The sequence below is a fragment of the Paenibacillus etheri genome, from assembly GCF_001012825.1.
In the GTDB taxonomy this organism is placed as follows: Bacteria; Bacillota; Bacilli; order Paenibacillales; family Paenibacillaceae; genus Paenibacillus_AQ; species Paenibacillus_AQ etheri.
The window spans coordinates 109,748-127,765 of record NZ_LCZJ02000034.1 but is presented as its reverse complement, the minus strand read 5'-3'; the positions used below and the strand labels follow the sequence as shown (position 1 = coordinate 127,765).

General features: G+C 41.9%; 17 protein-coding genes, 2 pseudogenes and 1 other annotated feature (1 of these 20 running past the window's edge). Of the genes and pseudogenes, 17 read left to right on the top strand and 2 right to left on the bottom strand.

What is annotated here, in order from left to right; all coding sequences use genetic code 11:
* Window positions 1–76 precede the first annotated feature (76 nt).
* From UQ64_RS23120 to UQ64_RS23100, 6 genes and pseudogenes are all read left to right on the top strand, one after another.
* The gene (locus UQ64_RS23120) at window positions 77–313 is read left to right on the top strand and encodes a glutaredoxin family protein (RefSeq protein ID WP_060625785.1); all 237 of its coding nucleotides are present in this window, start codon (window positions 77–79) and stop codon (window positions 311–313) included.
* Window positions 314–417: 104 nt separating this feature from the next.
* Window positions 418–747: pseudogene (locus tag UQ64_RS30340) on the top strand (four-helix bundle copper-binding protein).
* Window positions 748–946: 199 nt separating this feature from the next.
* Window positions 947–3,379, top strand: a complete 2,433-nt coding sequence (locus UQ64_RS23115; RefSeq protein WP_060625784.1) for a heavy metal translocating P-type ATPase — start codon at window positions 947–949, stop codon at window positions 3,377–3,379.
* A 32-nt stretch (window positions 3,380–3,411) separates the two neighbouring features.
* Window positions 3,412–4,035: a nitrite reductase gene (locus UQ64_RS23110; RefSeq protein ID WP_060625783.1), complete on the top strand. Its 624-nt coding sequence runs from the start codon at window positions 3,412–3,414 to the stop codon at window positions 4,033–4,035.
* A 236-nt stretch (window positions 4,036–4,271) separates the two neighbouring features.
* Complete coding sequence (locus tag UQ64_RS32615) at window positions 4,272–5,270, top strand: globin-coupled sensor protein (protein WP_060625782.1); 999 nt, start codon at window positions 4,272–4,274, stop codon at window positions 5,268–5,270.
* 67 nt (window positions 5,271–5,337) lie between these two features.
* The gene (locus tag UQ64_RS23100; protein ID WP_209445869.1) at window positions 5,338–5,922 is read left to right on the top strand and encodes a dihydrofolate reductase family protein; all 585 of its coding nucleotides are present in this window, start codon (window positions 5,338–5,340) and stop codon (window positions 5,920–5,922) included.
* Between the two features lie 64 nt (window positions 5,923–5,986).
* Here UQ64_RS23100 and UQ64_RS31070 read toward each other — a convergent pair whose 3' ends face one another.
* Window positions 5,987–6,157 carry a hypothetical protein gene (locus UQ64_RS31070; protein WP_156113190.1) on the bottom strand — a complete coding sequence of 57 codons (171 nt, stop codon included), beginning with the start codon at window positions 6,155–6,157 and terminating at the stop codon, window positions 5,987–5,989.
* A gap of 479 nt (window positions 6,158–6,636) precedes the next feature.
* On the opposite strand from UQ64_RS31070, the gene UQ64_RS23095 reads away from it, so the two are divergent.
* From UQ64_RS23095 to arsC, 9 genes are all read left to right on the top strand, one after another.
* The gene (locus UQ64_RS23095; protein WP_060625780.1) at window positions 6,637–7,296 is read left to right on the top strand and encodes a response regulator transcription factor; all 660 of its coding nucleotides are present in this window, start codon (window positions 6,637–6,639) and stop codon (window positions 7,294–7,296) included.
* A gap of 53 nt (window positions 7,297–7,349) precedes the next feature.
* Window positions 7,350–7,877 (top strand): DinB family protein, encoded by a 528-nt coding sequence (locus UQ64_RS23090; protein WP_082651284.1) that lies wholly within the window; start codon window positions 7,350–7,352, stop codon window positions 7,875–7,877.
* A 16-nt stretch (window positions 7,878–7,893) separates the two neighbouring features.
* The gene (locus UQ64_RS31065) at window positions 7,894–8,037 is read left to right on the top strand and encodes a hypothetical protein (RefSeq protein ID WP_156417651.1); all 144 of its coding nucleotides are present in this window, start codon (window positions 7,894–7,896) and stop codon (window positions 8,035–8,037) included.
* Window positions 8,038–8,201: 164 nt separating this feature from the next.
* Window positions 8,202–10,163 carry an ABC transporter ATP-binding protein/permease gene (locus tag UQ64_RS23085; protein WP_060625806.1) on the top strand — a complete coding sequence of 654 codons (1,962 nt, stop codon included), beginning with the start codon at window positions 8,202–8,204 and terminating at the stop codon, window positions 10,161–10,163.
* Between the two features lie 28 nt (window positions 10,164–10,191).
* Window positions 10,192–10,860 carry a response regulator transcription factor gene (locus tag UQ64_RS23080; RefSeq protein ID WP_060625779.1) on the top strand — a complete coding sequence of 223 codons (669 nt, stop codon included), beginning with the start codon at window positions 10,192–10,194 and terminating at the stop codon, window positions 10,858–10,860.
* Entirely contained in the window at window positions 10,861–12,186 is a 1,326-nt protein-coding gene (locus UQ64_RS23075; RefSeq protein ID WP_060625778.1) for a sensor histidine kinase, read from the top strand. It begins immediately after the preceding gene.
* Window positions 12,187–12,367: 181 nt separating this feature from the next.
* Window positions 12,368–12,694 (top strand): ArsR/SmtB family transcription factor, encoded by a 327-nt coding sequence (locus UQ64_RS23070; RefSeq protein ID WP_060625777.1) that lies wholly within the window; start codon window positions 12,368–12,370, stop codon window positions 12,692–12,694.
* Window positions 12,695–12,818: 124 nt separating this feature from the next.
* Window positions 12,819–14,108, top strand: coding sequence for an arsenic transporter (locus UQ64_RS23065; RefSeq protein WP_060625776.1), 1,290 nt, complete (start codon window positions 12,819–12,821; stop codon window positions 14,106–14,108).
* 21 nt (window positions 14,109–14,129) lie between these two features.
* Window positions 14,130–14,549: an arsenate reductase (thioredoxin) gene (gene arsC, locus UQ64_RS23060; protein ID WP_060625775.1), complete on the top strand. Its 420-nt coding sequence runs from the start codon at window positions 14,130–14,132 to the stop codon at window positions 14,547–14,549.
* Window positions 14,550–14,646: 97 nt separating this feature from the next.
* On the opposite strand, the pseudogene UQ64_RS23055 reads toward arsC, so the two are convergent.
* A pseudogene (locus tag UQ64_RS23055) lies at window positions 14,647–15,168 on the bottom strand (cupin domain-containing protein); the annotation flags it as partial.
* Between the two features lie 98 nt (window positions 15,169–15,266).
* On the opposite strand from UQ64_RS23055, the gene UQ64_RS23050 reads away from it, so the two are divergent.
* Together UQ64_RS23050 and UQ64_RS23045 are read left to right on the top strand one after the other, a co-directional pair.
* On the top strand, window positions 15,267–16,121 hold the full coding sequence (locus UQ64_RS23050) for a copper amine oxidase N-terminal domain-containing protein (RefSeq protein WP_060625774.1): 855 nt from the start codon (window positions 15,267–15,269) through the stop codon (window positions 16,119–16,121).
* Between the two features lie 47 nt (window positions 16,122–16,168).
* Complete coding sequence (locus UQ64_RS23045) at window positions 16,169–17,725, top strand: SAM-dependent methyltransferase (RefSeq protein ID WP_060625773.1); 1,557 nt, start codon at window positions 16,169–16,171, stop codon at window positions 17,723–17,725.
* Between the two features lie 70 nt (window positions 17,726–17,795).
* Window positions 17,796–18,018 (top strand) — a binding site (T-box leader); it runs 38 nt beyond the window's last position.

Here is an 18,018-nt window from a genome sequence, read left to right as displayed (position 1 = left end):
TTTTATATAGATTCAAATATAGTATAGGGGGGTATACTAATATTGTTAGAAATTATACTGAAGGAGGGCGACTCATATGAATGTAGAGGTATTTACAACACCGACCTGTGAGGATTGCAGAAATTTTAAAAAGTTCTTAAGTGAGCATCATATTCCATTTACTGAATTTAATATTGCAGATCATCCTGACCATGCAGATACGCTGTTTAATCGAACTGGAAAAAGATTGGTTCCTACCATTTTCATTAACAATCAGGTATTCTTCGGATTTGTATTCAATCGTCAAGAAATTGAGAAACAGCTGCTTGTCTAATGTTCAGTTCCGGACAATTTCTCTGAGCATGATAAGTTAGCTCTCGATTGGGTATATATAGAGTAGGGGGCTATCCTAAACTTCATCTTGAGAGGAGCTTTATAATGTCACATCAAAACTACAAAGCGTGTATTGAAGAGTGTTTGAAATGTATGGTTGCTTGTAATCACTGTTACTCATCTTGCTTGGAGTAAGATCATGTAGGCATGATGAAGGAGTGTATTCGTCTGGATCGTGAATGTGCAGAAATATGCGGATTCACTGCGCATGCCCTGTCGATGAACAGTAAATATGCCAAAGCCTTATGTTTGGCTTGTGCTGAAGCTTGTGAAGCCTGCGGCAACGAATGTAACAAACATGACCATGATCATTGCCAGCAATGTGCAGAAGCATGTTTTGCCTGTGTGAAAATTTGCCGTGAAATGGCCGCTTAACATAGCGAAGAGTTCTTCAAATCTGATCAATGAAATGAAGGAGTTTTCTCAGAAACAGGATTTCTGTTACTGAGAAGGCTCCTTTTTAGGTGCATTTGAGTAGAGCTTGTCGCTTGACATAATATAGGGTGGGGGGGTATACTAACATCAAGAAGAGATGATAAGAAATCATCACAAAAGTGGAAGAGGTGTTTATATAATGACTACTGCTGCGGCGGGACAATCACAAACTTCATTACAAATCACGGGGATGACTTGTGCTGCTTGTGCAAACCGCATAGAAAAAGGCTTGAACAAGCTAGAAGGTGTAACAGAAGCCAACGTAAACTTTGCAATGGAAAGGGCTACAGTGACTTATGATCCGAACATAGTGGACGTAAGCAAGATGGAAGCAAGTATTCAGAAGCTTGGATACAGCACAGCTAAAGAAGCTGTAGATTTACAACTGGTAGGTATGACATGCGCTGCTTGTGCACTGAAAATTGAGAAGACTCTGAACAAGCTGCCTGGCGTAAGCACGGCCAATGTGAACTTTGCGATGGAAACAGCACATGTCGAATATAATCCCGTTGAAGTTTCTGTATCTGATATGCAGAAGCGGGTGGAGAAGCTTGGATACAAGGCTGTTCCCAAACAAGAGCAAGGTGACCCAGCGGAACAACGACAACAAGATTTATCCAAGCAAAAACGTAAGCTTCTGATCTCCGCGATTCTATCGTTTCCACTACTGTGGGCGATGGTGAGCCACTTTTCCTTTACTTCGTGGATATGGCTGCCTGATCTTTTTATGAATCCATGGTTCCAATTGATTTTGGCAACACCAGTTCAATTTTATATTGGTAAACAATTTTACATCGGTGCTTATAAAGCACTACGTAACGGCAGTGCGAACATGGATGTTCTAGTTTCACTTGGGACCTCAGCGGCCTTTTTTTACAGCCTGTATTTAACAATTGTTTGGGCTGTCGATGGTGGGAGCGCACATCATGGACCAGAAATGTATTATGAAACGAGTGCAGTATTGATCACCCTGGTTCTAATGGGGAAATTGTTCGAATCCTTGGCAAAAGGGCGGACCTCGGAAGCTATTAAATCCTTGATGGGACTGCAAGCCAAGACAGCCTTAGTTGTCCGCGATGGTGAAGAATTAAGCATTCCTGTAGAGGAAGTTATTACCGGTGATATAGTACTTGTTCGTCCAGGGAATAAAGTACCTGTGGATGGTGAAGTTCTGGAAGGGATCTCGTCGGTAGATGAATCCATGTTGACAGGCGAAAGCCTCCCTGTTGAAAAGAAAGCCGGAGATTCCGTCATTGGAGCGACGATTAATAAAAACGGTATGCTTCGAATCAAAGCAACAAAAGTAGGTAAAGAAACCGCTCTTGCGCAGATCATCAAAGTGGTAGAAGAAGCGCAGGGTTCAAAGGCTCCTATTCAACGGGTTGCTGACGTCATCTCCGGTATCTTTGTTCCTATCGTTGTTGGGATTGCCGTTATTGCATTCTTAGTGTGGTACTTCATCGTAACACCGGGTGATTTTGCAGGAGCCTTGGAAAAAGCAATCGCCATTCTGGTTATCGCTTGTCCTTGTGCTTTGGGTCTAGCTACGCCAACCTCCATTATGGCTGGTTCCGGACGTGCAGCTGAACTGGGAATCCTGTTCAAAGGCGGAGAGCATTTAGAGCAAACGCATAAAATTGACACGATCATCTTGGATAAAACAGGTACAGTGACAAAGGGCAAACCTGAGCTTACCGATATTTTGGTCGAAGGTAATGAGACAGAATTTCTTAGACTGGTGGGTGCAGCCGAGAAAAATTCTGAACATCCACTTGCAGAAGCTATTGTCGCAGGCATCTTGGAAAAAAATATTGAATTGCCAGGGACAGAGTCTTTTGAGGCTATACCGGGTTATGGGATCAAAGCTGTCGTGGAAGGCAAAGAGCTGTTAATTGGTACTCGGCGTCTCATGGACAAATACGGTGTAGAGGCAAGTCATGCTTATAACATCATGTCCACTTTAGAAGAATCAGGAAAAACAGCAATGCTTGTTGCTATAAATAAAGGGTACGTGGGTATGGTAGCTGTAGCGGATACTATTAAAGAAACCTCTCAGGCTGCTGTCAGTCGCTTGAAGGGAATGGGAATCCAGGTCATCATGATTACCGGAGATAACGAACGTACGGCAAAGGCGATTGCAGCCCAAGTTGGCATTGATCATGTACGCGCTGAAGTGCTTCCAGAAGGAAAAGCGGAGGAAGTGAAAAAATTACAAGCGCAAGGAAAGATAGTAGCCATGGTTGGCGATGGCATTAACGATGCTCCAGCCCTTGCTACGGCAAATATTGGAATGGCAATTGGTACCGGTACGGATGTGGCTATGGAAGCTGCAGATGTTACTTTAATGCGCGGCGATCTATCCAGTATTCCAGACGCCATCTACATGAGCCGTAAAACGATGACTAATATTAAACAAAATCTATTCTGGGCACTTGGCTACAACTCACTTGGCATTCCGATTGCAGCACTTGGTTTCTTAGCTCCATGGGTAGCGGGTGCGGCAATGGCTCTCAGTTCGGTTTCCGTTGTTCTTAATGCACTTCGTCTGCAACGTGTGAAGATCCGTAACTAAATCACTGAAGGAATGGAGACGAAGATAAGGATATGGGAGAGATAACGAAAATCGCAGTTGCGCCTTCAATTCAAGTTGGGGGAAGCCTGTTTACACCTGAGCAGCTTACTACAATAGGAGCTATTCTAGGGATGAATGCAAAAATTGAAATGACTTCTTTTAAACAGCTTTATTTGGAGGTGCCTCTTGAACAACGTGAAGTGATTGTGGAGCAACTTGAGCGTATAGGGTTAGAAGTATATCCAACGGGTTTTGTCACGAAAAGCCTGATTGCTTGTAATTTTTGTAAAGGGGCTGAGGAAGCAGGTCTGGCAGTTGCACAGAAGTTAAATCAGTCCATAGCAGGGATTGAAACACCTATGCCACTGAAGATTGGTTATGCGGGCTGTGCACTCGGAACAAGCGAGCCTTTGTTGAAAGACATTAGCGTTGTCAAAATGCGTAATACCTATGAGGTTTTTGTTGGAGGAGAACCTAAAGGTCTTAAGACTTCAATCGCACAATCCCTTAGATCAGGGCTGACTGAAGATCAACTCATTCCAGTGATTTTATCATTGATTAACTACTATAAGGCCAATGCCAAAGGGAAAGAGAAATTCAAGAAATTCATTGACCGGATGACGATAGAATTGCTGAAACAAGTTGTTGCTGTGTAGGATAAGGGTATAATTTTAAGAGGGGCTTCCTTTACAGGAGCTCCTCTTTTTTGTGTGATCTTAGAATAATGTACAAAATGCAAAGTTTGTAAAATTAATAACTATTTAAGTAAATAAAGTGTTAAAATTTATACAAATAATACCTTTATTATCAAGATAAATAGATGCCATAGGGGATGGCATGGAAGATGCGATGATCATTATATAAACAGTATGAGAGGGAAGTTGACCAAATTATGATCAATCTTAGTTCAGAGAGACAACAGCAAGTTAGCTATATTGGGATTACTGAGGCCGATTTAAATGTATTGAAAAGTAAGGAAAAAGAATTCAAGCAAATCGTAAGCTCCCTTGTAGATGAATTGTATAAGCAGATGATAGAGGAACCTGAGCTACTCCACATCATTGAACAGCACAGTACGCTTGATCGATTGAAGGAAACGCAGCAGTGGTATTTTTTATCCATGGCATCGGGTGTGATTGATGAAGCATTTATTGAAAGACGACTGCTTATAGGTAAAATTCACTCGCGTATTGGTCTGACAACGAATTGGTATTTGGGCACTTACATATTATATTTGGATCTCGCTACAGCTTATTTTGAACGGATATTGCCGATCGAGTGGAAACCCATCATTCATGCATTAACCAAGATGTTTAATCTGGATTCACAGTTGGTTCTCGAAGCCTACGAAGTCGATGAAAAAGCAAAAATAGAAAATTTATTGGAAAAGCAAAACCACTTGCTTACAGGTGTTAGTTCTGCGGTTCAAGAACTAGTATCTTTAATGGTTCAACTAAAAGATAGCAGTGAATCCATAGAGGAATTAGCTGGTAAGAATGCTGATTATCAAGAGAAAACACATCAAACTGTGTTATATCTCGATAAAGAGGTAGAGTCTATTCATCAAGTGGGTACAATGATTAGAGAAGTGGCTGATCATACGCATCTTTTGGGATTAAACGCGGCCATTGAAGCGGCAAGAGCAGGGGAGTACGGAAGAGGCTTTGAAGTCGTCGCGAATGAAGTACGAAAGCTAGCTCGTCGCTCTAAAGATTCAATAGGAACGATTGATGAGAAGCTGAACAATATCAACTATACACTGTCCAAGGTGAAAAAAGAATCGGAACACAATTCCATGTATTCCAGAGATCAGGTGAAGGGTTCTCAAGAGCTGGCTTCCTTCGTGAATCTGATTGAAAAAGTGACCGTCGAGTTAGAAAACTTGAAATAAACAGCAAGTGCTACATATTGCAGATCGTATTTTTAGGTCTCCATTTCTGGTACAAGGAGCGATGAGTGTGCCCATAGATCATCATAAACAAGATGCGGAAAATCCATCTAGAAAGATTGTGGCAGGTTTATTCATGTCGCTGGATGGAGTGGTAGACTCGCTTGAAGCCTCACCTAAGAAGTGGGGGAGCACTGAAATGAACGAGACGATTGCTGCAGGTGTCGCGCAGGCGGATACTGTACTGCTTGGACCACGTACTTACAAGATGTTAGCCCAGTTCTGGCAGCATCAAAGTGATGACCTCCCCATGGCAAGATTCCTGAACCATTCTACCAAGTATCTGGTCTCGAATACAATGATAGAGGATACACTCGAATGGCAACCTGCGACGTTGATTAAGGGCAAGATCTTCGAAGAAATTGTGAAGCTAAAGCAACAGCCTGGAAAGAATATTCAGATCCCTGGCAGTCCGAGATTAATTCGATCCTTATTACAAAATGGATTGTTAGATGAGCTTAGGCTTAATATTTGTCCCGTAGTCGTTGGCTCTGGAATGCGTCTTTTTGATGAGATCACGAATCAAGTCCCTCTTCATCTTGTGGACTCAAAAACTTACAGTAACGGTGTAGTAGGCTTAACGTATCGCATATAATCTCTTGAAATGAAACACTCCTTCAGAATATTCTGAGGAGTGTTTTTTTGTTTAGCAGTGCGGTTTAGACGTCAGTTTTGGATACACCGTTTAAGCTGGGGACATAATCGGCAGCTTTATCGATGTTTACCATCTGAGCCGCTTCATTAAAGTTATTGTTATTCTGTGCGTTATTTTTCTTACTTGGTTGATGTTTGCCCGGTTCACCTTTGGGACTGGCGTTATTTTTTGGCATGACATTCACCTCCATCTTCTCCCCATAGTATGAGAAGGTAGTTTGAATTTTATGCCAGCGAGGGGGTGATAAGGCGCACCACCGTAAAAGATTTGCGGTTTTAACGGCAGTAGTTTTCGGTGAAATGTCCTTATTGCCATTTTAGAATTGGATTATTATTGTGTGGGCAATGGCGCTTGGGATGCTGCTACTCCCAGAATCAGCACAGGATCTTCGTTCACGAATGAAGGAATATCATGCATGAAAGTATATTATTTCCTATTAAATTCATTTAAAATGGTAGAGGGTACATGATCTGAATTACAAATATGTATAATTTTGTTCTTCCGGGGGATTCAAATGAGAGTGAAACTCCGTTGTTTTTTCATATCAGGGTTACTTTGCGATTTTGCATTTCTTATCATTCATTTTGTGGGGACCATTCACTCACGGTTAACTTGGAAAAGGGTAAAGGGAGAAAAATAGAGGAGGCGATGACGATGATACGTATCTTGTTGGTTGATGATCATCCTTCAGTTGGAGAAGGAACCAAGAATATGATTGAGCAGGATGCTGATATGGAGGTAACCTTTGTTTTGTCAGCGATGGAAGCTTTCGATATGCTGGAGCAGCAAGGATTTGATGTGATCTTATGCGATCTTAATATGCCTACCATTAGCGGAGTTGAATTCACCAAAAGAGCTGTACAGCGTGATCCCGAATCTAAAGTGGTGATTTATACCGGATATGAAATCAGTGCGCATTATAACCTGTTGATGGAGTCGGGGGTCACAGGATTTATCTCCAAGACTGCTTCCAGAGAACAGTTATTAAATACTATTCGCTGCGCACTAAGAAATGAGGCTGTCATTCCAGTTTCTTTACTCAAGCAGCTACGCAGAAATGATATCAAGATACCCAATAACAATGATGATCAGTGCATGGAAGAAGTATCTATTAATCAAAAGGAACAAGAAATACTCCAAGAAGTTGCCGGTGGAAAAAGCAACAAAGACATAGCCAGCAAACTTTTAATGTCACAAAGGACTGTGGAGTATAGTCTGACGAGAATATTCGAGAAGCTGAGTGTACATTCCAGATCCGAAGCTATCGTGGAGGGAAAGCGGCTGGGACTTGTTAGAACGGAGCACTTTTGCTAATAGATAGTCTTGTTAAATTTACAATTTCGAAGATATGAAGGAGAGAACTCATTATGATCGACATGGACAAAATATATCTGATTACTGATATCCCAGGTTACTCCCCACAAATTAGTCATCTTTTATCCATGATGAACTACGCAAGACATACAACATTAGCGGCGGTTAAGGATCTAACTATAGATCAACTAGACTATTTATTGGATTCGGAGAGTAACTCTATTGGAGCATTATTATTACACTACGCTGCAGTAGAGTATGCGTATCAAGTTGCGACATTTGAGGGAAGAGATTTGTCTGAAGAAGAGTTAATGATATGGGGGCCGGCACTGAACTTAGGGGATGAAGGTCGAGTGATGATTAAAGGAAATGATCTTAACTATTATTTAGACCGTTTAAATGAAGTAAGAGAAAGAACGTATGCATTGTTCGCGACTGTGGATGATGACTGGTTATATGTAGAAGAAGCGTTCTGGTATAACAAACCTGCGAATCGTTATTTCATGTGGTTTCACGTATTTGAAGATGAAATTAATCATAGAGGTCAAATTAGGCTGATACGAAAAAGAGCGCTAGCTTAAAGAAAGGGGAGCATGAATGGAGTTCATAGAGAAGAGTATTAAGCCTTTATTTAAAAAGTATCCGTTGCTCTCGAAAGTTATCTTAGCAGTGCTAATCTTTGATATCGTTTATTACGCAGGAAAAGAAGTTGGGCGAATGGCTTATTATATGACTCACTAATTTCTTAAAGAGCAGGAGAAGACAACCTCAGTTATTGAAGGTTGTCTTTTTTTGCATGCGCACAGGAGGTCCTCCAGTTCATTATCAGTTCACATAAATTTGTTAGGATAGGAAACATCAAAGGAAGAGATAAAGAGCGTGACCCAGGAGAGGAAGAGATCGGAATGAAAATATTAGAGGTTAAGAATGTTAAAAAATCGTATACTTTGTATGGTAAGGAAAAGGTTCCAGTACTCCATGATGTGAATTTAAGCTTTGAGACAGGTGAATTTGTCTCCATCCTCGGTGAGTCTGGTTGCGGTAAATCCACACTGATGAATATCATTGGTGGAATGGACTCCGATTATGAGGGCGATGTCCTTGTTCGTGGGAAGAACCTAAGCAAGATGACCGAAAAGGAAATGGATGATTATCGCAAGAACAATATCGGCTTCGTATTTCAAAACTTCAATCTGATTCCCCATCTATCAGTCTTAGAGAATGTTACGGTTGCGATGCAGATGACGAATACAAGTGAGAAGGAACGTAATAAGCGTGCTATAGAGATTTTGACTGAAGTGGGATTAAAGGATCATCTGAAAAAACGTCCGAATCAACTGTCCGGTGGACAGAAGCAACGGGTATCCATTGCACGCGCATTATCGAATAATCCAGACATTATTTTGGCAGATGAACCTACGGGTGCGCTGGATAAAGATACAGGTGATCAAATCTTAGTTTTGTTGGACAGTATTGCGAAAAGAGGAATCTTGGTCATTACCGTGACCCACTCGCAAAAAGTAGCTGATTACGGTAGCCGTATCGTTAAGCTTGAAGAGGGATTGGTCAAAGACGATATTCATTTGAAGGAACGTTCCATGGCTATCTACGATGGGGGAGATGGTTCAGCCCGAAATCTCAGCTTAATGGCTTCTTTCAAAATGGCCCTTCAAAATATGAAGCTTAACGCCAAACGTAATGTATTGGTAGCATTGGGTGGATCGATAGGTATTTTGAGTGTACTCTTGATGCTTTCCTTAGGAAATGGGATCACGAGCTATATTAATAATGAAATTAATTCAAGTATGGACCCTTTGCTTGTGGACATCACTAAGCCAAATCCAGAAGCCAAGGACATGAAAGGTCCAGAAGCGATGATGCTACCAGGCGTCACGTTTACAAAGGCCGATGTGGAAACGATTCGTAACTTTCCAAATGTAGATCATGTAGAGACCATAACAACCATTTCAGGCAAATCTACTATGGTTTTTGGGGAACAAACGGGTAGTCTAACACAATTAACCACCTTAAACGATACGTTTGATAAAGCGACAATTAAAGCAGGGACTTTACCGAAAGAAAATGAAGTGTTATTACCAACGAAAATAGCGAGTCAATTAAGTGGAAATGACCAACCGAATGCCATGGTGGGGAAGTCTATTCATCTGTATATTAATGAAATGGATGCTCATCATAAACCGATCACGTTGGAAAAAGAAATTACGGTCTCTGGTGTTTATGAAGCCACTGATCCAAGAGCGCAAATGGCACCAACAGGATATATTCCAACACAGACACTGGAGCAAATGTATACCAATAAAGGGATCACCATTGGCCCGATTCAGGTTAATGCTTTTGCGACCGATATGAAATATGTGAATGATATTAATGCAGCTGCGGTTGATGCGGGCTTCTCGGGCTCCCAAACGGCATCTATCATGGAGCGTATCACGACTTATGTGGATATGGCTACGATCGTTCTATCTGGTATTGCAGGGATTTCACTCATCGTATCAGGGATTATGATATTGGTTGTGCTTTACATTAGTGTAGTGGAACGGACTAAGGAAATCGGGATCCTTCGGGCAATTGGCGCAAGAAAGAAAGATATCAAGCGTATATTCTTTTCCGAATCTGCATTATTAGGAATATTTAGTGGTGTTTTCGCGATAATCTTTGCAGCAGTTATTAGCTTTGGGTTAAATATACTTCTGGAAAATGCATTTGGAGTAAAGCTTATTAACCTATCTGGATCTTATATCGTATTCGGATTAGTTGTAAGTACAGGGATTAGTATTATTGCTGGTTTGATGCCTTCATCGAAGGCTGCTAAGCTCGATCCAATGGAATCTCTACGATACGAATAAATACGACTTTGGAAGGGATAATTGATGAATGAACACAATTCTAGTAGTTGATGATGATTCCCATATCCGTAAATTAATACGATTATATCTTGAAAAAGATCAATTTTCCGTAGTGGAAGCAGAAGATGGTCAAGTAGCTTTAGACATTCTAGCTCATACAAAAGTTGATTTAGCAATTGTGGATGTAATGATGCCGCATGTCGATGGGATTGAACTAACAGAAGATATTCGATCGTATATCGATATGCCGATTCTAATGGTTACAGCCAAAGGAGAGTCTAAGGATAAAGTAAGAGGATTTAATGCCGGGTCAGACGATTATTTAGTAAAACCGTTTGATCCCATAGAATTGGTTCTGCGTGTGAAATCATTATTAAAGAGATATCATGTGACCCCTTCAAATGTTATTCAATTAGGGGCAGTAACGATTGATCTAGGGAATTTAACGGTCGCTAATGCCGATCAAATGGTTGAATTGAAAAAGAAGGAATGTGAATTGTTATTTGCTTTGGCGGGTTCGCCAAGGCAAATCTTCACACGTACTCAGCTAATAGAAAATGTATGGGGAATGGATTATGAAGGTGATGAGCGGACGGTTGATGTGCATATCAAACGCTTAAGAGAACGTCTTGAGCCTATCCCTCAGTTCGTCATTTCTACAGTAAGAGGACTTGGTTATCGTTTGGAGCTAGTCTAGATGGTGAGAAAAAGTCTGCGTCTTCGAATCGTTGCTACATTTATTGGTATTGTTTTAACCAGTTTAATTATATCCTTTTTTCTTTTTATGCAGCTTTCAGAGAAGAATAATACCCCAAACCATATGTTCATTAGTATTGCTGAAGATATAGCCAAGGTGATAAATCTAATCGATGACCCGGAAAAAGTAAATGCGTTTCGAGATCTCCTTAATAGATTTAGTATAGATATGGCGATTGTTAGTGAGCCGAGTGACGCTGTCTTTTCGTTAGATAAGGAAAAAATGTCTACCTTATTCAATACAAACACAACGGATGCAGTTTTTCTATCTGGTAAGGGCGGACTTGCTATCGTAGGGATTCCCAAGATAGATGATGGGAAAGGTGTATTCATTATCAAAATTGATTTTTCATCGATTGTAAAAGGGTTGAGAATCACGCTCTTATTTACACTATTAGCTGTGCTAGTCATCGGAAGCTTGCTTATCCTGTTCATGTCCGGGTACATTGTGAAGCCGATCAAAAAGCTGACGGTTGCAGCTAAGGAAATGGCGTCAGGTAATTTATCTGTCCGACTGACTTATCGTAATAAAGATGAATTTGGTGAACTGATGGAGAGCTTTAATCGCATGGCTAGTGAGCTGCAAAAAATGGACTCTGTTCGTGACGATTTTGTCAGCAATGTTTCCCATGAAATGCAATCGCCACTTACTTCGATTAGAGGATTTACAAGAGCACTGCAAGATGGTGTCATTCCATTAGAAGAGCAAAAGGAGCATCTGGATATTATCTATGAAGAAACATTGCGTCTATCTAGGCTTAGTGATAACCTGCTCCGATTGGCATCACTCGATTCTGAGCACCATCCGGTCAATCTCACTACATTCCAATTAGACGAACAATTAAGAAGAACAATCGTATTGGCGGAACCACAGTGGGCACGAAAAGATATTATGATTGAATTGGATTTATTACCTTGCGAAGTGACGGTAGATAAAGATTTATTTGATCAGGTCTGGCAGAACTTAATAAATAATGCCATAAAATATACCGGGCAAGAGGGTACCATTCATGTTGAAATTGAGATGTCCGCGCAATTTGTAAAGGTATATATTAAAGATTCTGGAAAAGGTATACCTGAGGAAGCACTTCCGCTTATTTTTGATCGATTCTATATGGTGGAAAAAGCGCGGAGTAGCGCTCTTAAAGGGAATGGACTTGGACTTTCCATTGTGATGAAGATTCTAAAGATACATGATTGTAAAATTGAAGTGGAGAGTAAGGTCGGAGAAGGAACCCAGTTTATTGTAACAATCCCTAGAACCTAAACCACATATTAAACAAGCCAAAGTGATGTTTACAATGGCTTGTTTTTTTGTTTGAAATTATATTTTTGTTGTTTCCATGGTCTGAAAGATTTGCGGGTACATAAAACTCTTGCTTCTCAATAGCTAGATCATTACAATATAAGTATTCGCTTATATAAGGTGGGAAGGAGGAGAAGAAGGAATGCAGTCACTGACGGATATTGCTGATGACTTGAAGCTATTAGGAGACAAGACACGTCTGGCCATGCTTGCTCTTCTGAAGGAACGGGAATGGTGCGTGTGTGAATTTGTTGATATTTTTGATATATCCCAGCCGGCGATTAGTCAGCATTTACGGAAATTGAAGAGTAAAGGGATCGTAAGGGAAAGCAAACGAGGACAGTGGGTACATTATTCGTTAAATGTCGAGGATAAACCGCATCTTAAGGCTGTTCTTCAGGAGATGCCTAATTCTGAATCCATATTGGCTGCTCTGAACAAAGAAGTTAAAGCACCCTGCTGCGACTAAAATGTAGTTGTAGATTTTTTTAGACTATATATAACTATATAGTTATATGGTGATGTAGGATATATTCGTAGATTATAGGAGTGTTGAGAAAGATGTGGTTGTATAGTTCAGGGGGGATGGCGCAATGGCCATTCTAGCCATATTTATATTTATAGTAACTTTAATCTTTGTAATCTGGCAGCCTCGAAATTTATCGATTGGATGGTCAGCCTGCGGCGGGGCTATCATCGCTTTATTAGTTGGTGTCGTTAGCTTTAATGATGCGCTTGAAGTAACACAGATGGTGTGGAATGCTACTTTGGCGTTTGTTGCCATCATTTTAATTTCTTTGATTTTAGACAGTATTGGATTCTTTGAATGGGCTGCGTTACATATGGCGCGGGCGGCACGGGGGAACGGAACAAGAATGTTTGTGTATGTTATCGTTCTTGGTGCGTTGGTTTCAGCCTTTTTTGCAAATGATGGAGCAGCTCTTATTCTTACACCTATCGTGCTCGCGATGGTAAGGGCGCTAAATTTTGATGAAAGGAAAGTATTTCCGTTCATTATCGCCAGTGGTTTTATAGCGGATACTACCTCATTGCCGCTTGTGGTCAGCAATCTGGTGAATATCGTATCGGCCGACTTTTTTGGAATTACCTTTATGGAGTATGCAGGTAGGATGATTGTACCTACGCTATTCTCTTTGATGGCGAGTATCGTGGTGCTCTATATCTTTTTTCGCAAAAGTATTCCGAAGCAATTTAATGACTCCCAGCTAAAAGATCCGGAAGAGGCTATCAAAGATAAGAAATTGTTCCGTCTGTCATGGATTGTACTGGCTATTCTTTTAGTAGGGTATTTCATTAGTGGATTTTTGAATATTCCAGTATCAGTGATTGCGGGAATCATTGCAATTCTGTTCCTGCTCCTCGCTAGAAGAAGCCCTTACGTCAAGGTGAAAGAAGTGATTATAGGAGCACCTTGGGCGATTGTGTTCTTCTCCATTGGAATGTACGTCGTAGTATACGGACTTCGGAATGCGGGACTAACAGATTTACTCGCTAAGGCGATTGGGGTGATCGCTGATCAGGGCCTGTTTGCCGCAACCATGGGTATGGGCTTTATAGCTGCATTGATCTCATCATTGATGAATAATCTGCCTACTGTAATGATTGACGCACTCGCAATTGATGCAACGCATACAACCGGAATTATTAAAGAGGCTTTAATATATGCAAATGTTATAGGTTCGGATTTAGGGCCTAAAATCACCCCGATTGGTTCACTAGCGACACTGCTGTGGCTGCATGTGCTTTCGGCTAAAGGTGTGAAGATATCCTGGGGAACGTATTTTAAGACAGGGATTATATTGACTATCCCGACATTGTTTATTACGCTTCTAGGTCTTTATTTGTGGTTATTGGTTACCTAATTTGAAAAGGGGAAGATCATGATGAACAAGAAAACCATTTATTTTTTATGCACAGGAAACTCTTGCCGGAGTCAGATGGCTGAAGGCTGGGCGAAGCAATATTTAGGGGAAGAATGGAACGTGTATAGCGCTGGAATCGAAGCCCATGGTCTAAATCCAAAAGCTGTACAAGCCATGAGCGAAGTAGAAATTGATATCACCGGACAGACCTCGGACATGATTGATTCTAATCTGCTGAATAATGCTGATCTAGTCGTTACTTTATGCGGGGATGCTGCAGATAAATGTCCAATGACGCCTCCGAAGGTCAAACGGGAACACTGGGGCTTCGATGATCCGGCAAAAGCACAAGGGACCGATGAAGAGAAGTGGGCAGTGTTCCAGCGTGTGCGTGACCAGATTGGGGAAAGAATCAAACAATTTGCGGAGTCTGGCGAATAGTTATCAGGTGAAGTATCCTTATATTTCTCGCAAAAACGCCTCCGACGTTCCTAAAGGACGTCGGAGGCGTTTTTGCTTGGCTTAGGGTATTTCACTACGACAAGGTGTTCAGATCAGAGAAACTTCCATCGTCGAATACAAGCAGAAACTCACAGCCTTCTTCAAGACCTTGTATGTGGGGGATACCCGGGGGGAAATACCATAGGTCACTAGGTCCCACATCTGCTATGAAATTCCGACCATTTTGATCCACCGCAGTAATTCTAGCTCGACCTAACAGCATATAGGACCATTCTGCTTGTTGGTGCCAATGGAGTTCACGTACTCCACCTGGGGTTAGGCTCATGTTTACGCCAGCTAGTGTTGTGGCGATGGGGAGGTCTCTGACCGTCACCTCTCTCGACCAGCCACCATGATTAAGCTGCATATGCGCATCGGAGAAAGAGAATTTTAAATTAGGGACGAGACCGGCATCGGTCACAGGAGGGACAAACATGTCCGGATTCTCCAAATCCCGCATAATATCACGTGGTCCTTTATCTAATCCCCCTGCGCCATCGCTTCGAATGGGCTGGGGGATATTTGTCTTTCTTGGCGAATCCTGTCTTTTATGATGAATAGCAAAGGTGGAACAAGTTGACAGGGGCAAAGGGATCATTGATTATTACTTATATAGGTTAAGGTTCTAGACGGAGTAGAGAGGGAGAGAGGTTTAAGATGAATCATATTAAGGAGTCCTTACAACGATTAGGGAAAATAAGAGCTTATGTCATAGGTCTATTAGTGATCATGTTCGCCGCGGGTTCTGCGGTTACACCTACATCGGTGTCGGCGGCTGTTCAGTTGGGGACTCAGGTAATGCCACTGTCTTACGGAGGGTATTACGTCCTTTTTCCAGGTAAACTCGCTCCTTATTTTAAATCAGGTAAATTAATGGTGCCGATTCGGGCGTTCTCGAGTGCGATTGGTGCAGATTTGCTCTATGACGCATTAACGAATAGTGTTACGGTTTCGCTACTGGATCGATCGGTTGGGAAGATTAAAGCAGGGCAGCTAGAGGCAGAATTTAATGGGGAGACAGAAGATTCATTAGGGATCGCCCCAGAGATCAAGGATGGAATCCTGTTTGTTCCAGCATCCCCTATTCTAGAGGGGTTAAAGAAATTTCGCTGGGAAACTCAGTTCAATAACGTGAATAAATTAACCCTTGGCATTGGCGCTAGAAAAGGGGAGGAATGGGCGAAGCCTGAGGCTGATCGAGCGCTTGCCCCGTACCCAGTGGAAACGACAGCACATCCATATCCGTTATATCCGTGCACACTAACACAGACTCAATCTGGGAAAAAATACAAACTAACCTTAGGTGTGCAAAATACCTCCGGGTTCTTCATCCCTAAAGGGAATGCGGAACTGGAACTGGTGAGTGTGGACAGCAAAGGGAATTCTTATTACCAAACGTTAAAAGGACCTGATTCGTTAACCTCTAAGGCGGGATTATTGTCATTTTCCGTTTCCATTCCTGCAGAGGCTGAATACGTCATTTTCAGATCACGTACATTGAGAGCAGAATAAGTTATAGGTGTTCTAACAAGATATACAGAGAGCAGGTTAAGAAATAGATGACAGGTAACGAAGGGCAGCACTATCGCTTCAGTGAAGCACCCATTTGGGAATTGCAGCGGGCTTATTATGAAGAACAAGGATTAAAGGCTTGGAATAATGATCAAGTTCCGCAGTACATTACGAGTAATCCTATGATTGCGACAGCATATGCGGAAATGGTCTTTGGATTCCTGCAAGACCGGGCTGGACAAGGACATCTCTCTGAAACAGTCACTGTACTGGAATTGGGAGCGGGAGCGGGTCGATTAGCGTTCCATATCCTTAAGAAATTATGCGAAATCATAGATTACGCAGGAACTCCACTTCCTCCTTTTCGTTATGTGATGAGTGATTTACCCGCTAAAAATATAAGCAGCTGGCAGCAGCACCCAAGCTTAATTCCATTCGTAGAGCAGGGTATTCTGGATTTCGCACGTTTTGATGCTGTACAGGATACTGAACTTTACTTAGTACACGCTAAGCTCAGTATCAAGCCAGGTGATTTACAGCAGCCGCTGCTGCTTGTGGCGAATTATTTTTTTGACAGTATCCCGCAGGAATTGATTTATGTGGATGAAGGTAAAATATATGAATGTGAGGTATCGGTTCAGTATTCTGAGGATGTAGATTTGGACAACCCCTCAGATGTACTCGGCAAAATCATCCCACAGTATCATTATCGTCGTGCGACTAGTTATGAAGCGGAGACTTATCCCTATCATGACGTTATAGCGCTTTATCAGCAGAAGCTAGAGGATTCACATATACTCTTTCCGGTGGTGGGGCTCACTTGTCTGGAGCGGCTTGCGCGACTCTCTACAGAGGGATTCGTGCTGCTTACAGCGGATAAGGGAGATCACCGTATAGAGAATTGGGAATTTGCGGAGCCGCCTATGCTGATTCATCATGGTAGCTTCTCCTTAACGGCGAATTATCATGCGATTCAGCATACGCTCGAGCAAAAAGGGGCTCACTCCTTATTTACTGCTCATCATTATAAAAACTTGAACATCGGATGTATTCTTATGCTGGAAGCACCGATGAGCTACACGAACACACGGCTGGGTTATAAGCGGTTTATAGAGCGTTTTGGTCCGGATGATTTCTTCAGTATGAAGGAATGGATGGATCAGCAATTGGATACGATGGGGCTGCAGCAAATTTTGGCCTTTTGGCGCTTAGGTGGGTACGATGCAGAATGGTTTATCCATAGCGCTGAACAGATTTCGGAGCTATTACTGGGTGCCAGTGACGAAGAAATGCTGGATCTTCAGCGAGGTATACAGTTCATGTGGACAGGTTATTATCCGATGGAACAGAGCTATGACCTTTCACTGGATGCTGGGTTACTGCTGTATGAAATGGATAAGTTCGAGGAAGCATTAGTCTACTTAGAACGGTCTATGCATGCCAATGCGGAAGAACCATTAGCATCGGTGCTATATAGCATGGCGATTTGTAACTATGAGCTTGGAGCTGAAGGGGCTGCACTAGAATACGCGCGTAGGGCTTTGGCTGTAGAGCCGGATAATGAAGTGGTGCTGGAACTGATAACGGCTCTGAGCGAGGAATAGAGCATACGTCTGACTGGAGTATAAGCACCATTTACACAGGACCATCTATTTGTTATTCTATACAAAATAATCAAACGCGATGACGAGAAGAGTAAATGGAATCATTCCTTCACAGAGAGCCCTGGATGATGAGAATAGGGTAAGGGGGATTTTATCGAAACAAGCCTCTGAGCGGCATATCGGAACCGATCGACGGGGATGGTATGACGGGAGCTCCTGTTATAGAGCTAGAGTATAAGCACTGCGCAAGCTGCGATGCCGTACTTGATGAGATTAATATGGCGACGTATTAA

Excerpts from the sequence above, each read along its gene's own strand:
- UQ64_RS23120 (WP_060625785.1), top strand. The coding sequence starts at position 77 with ATGAATGTAGAGGTATTTACAACACCGACCTGTGAGGATTGCAGAAAT.
- UQ64_RS23115 (WP_060625784.1), top strand. The coding sequence starts at position 947 with ATGACTACTGCTGCGGCGGGACAATCACAAACTTCATTACAAATCACG.
- UQ64_RS23110 (WP_060625783.1), top strand. The coding sequence starts at position 3,412 with ATGGGAGAGATAACGAAAATCGCAGTTGCGCCTTCAATTCAAGTTGGG.
- UQ64_RS32615 (WP_060625782.1), top strand. The coding sequence starts at position 4,272 with ATGATCAATCTTAGTTCAGAGAGACAACAGCAAGTTAGCTATATTGGG.
- UQ64_RS31070 (WP_156113190.1), bottom strand. The coding sequence starts at position 6,157 with ATGCCAAAAAATAACGCCAGTCCCAAAGGTGAACCGGGCAAACATCAA.
- UQ64_RS23095 (WP_060625780.1), top strand. The coding sequence starts at position 6,637 with ATGATACGTATCTTGTTGGTTGATGATCATCCTTCAGTTGGAGAAGGA.
- UQ64_RS23090 (WP_082651284.1), top strand. The coding sequence starts at position 7,350 with ATGATCGACATGGACAAAATATATCTGATTACTGATATCCCAGGTTAC.
- UQ64_RS31065 (WP_156417651.1), top strand. The coding sequence starts at position 7,894 with ATGGAGTTCATAGAGAAGAGTATTAAGCCTTTATTTAAAAAGTATCCG.
- UQ64_RS23085 (WP_060625806.1), top strand. The coding sequence starts at position 8,202 with ATGAAAATATTAGAGGTTAAGAATGTTAAAAAATCGTATACTTTGTAT.
- UQ64_RS23080 (WP_060625779.1), top strand. The coding sequence starts at position 10,192 with ATGAACACAATTCTAGTAGTTGATGATGATTCCCATATCCGTAAATTA.
- UQ64_RS23075 (WP_060625778.1), top strand. The coding sequence starts at position 10,861 with ATGGTGAGAAAAAGTCTGCGTCTTCGAATCGTTGCTACATTTATTGGT.
- UQ64_RS23070 (WP_060625777.1), top strand. The coding sequence starts at position 12,368 with ATGCAGTCACTGACGGATATTGCTGATGACTTGAAGCTATTAGGAGAC.
- UQ64_RS23065 (WP_060625776.1), top strand. The coding sequence starts at position 12,819 with ATGGCCATTCTAGCCATATTTATATTTATAGTAACTTTAATCTTTGTA.
- arsC (WP_060625775.1), top strand. The coding sequence starts at position 14,130 with ATGAACAAGAAAACCATTTATTTTTTATGCACAGGAAACTCTTGCCGG.
- UQ64_RS23050 (WP_060625774.1), top strand. The coding sequence starts at position 15,267 with ATGAATCATATTAAGGAGTCCTTACAACGATTAGGGAAAATAAGAGCT.
- UQ64_RS23045 (WP_060625773.1), top strand. The coding sequence starts at position 16,169 with ATGACAGGTAACGAAGGGCAGCACTATCGCTTCAGTGAAGCACCCATT.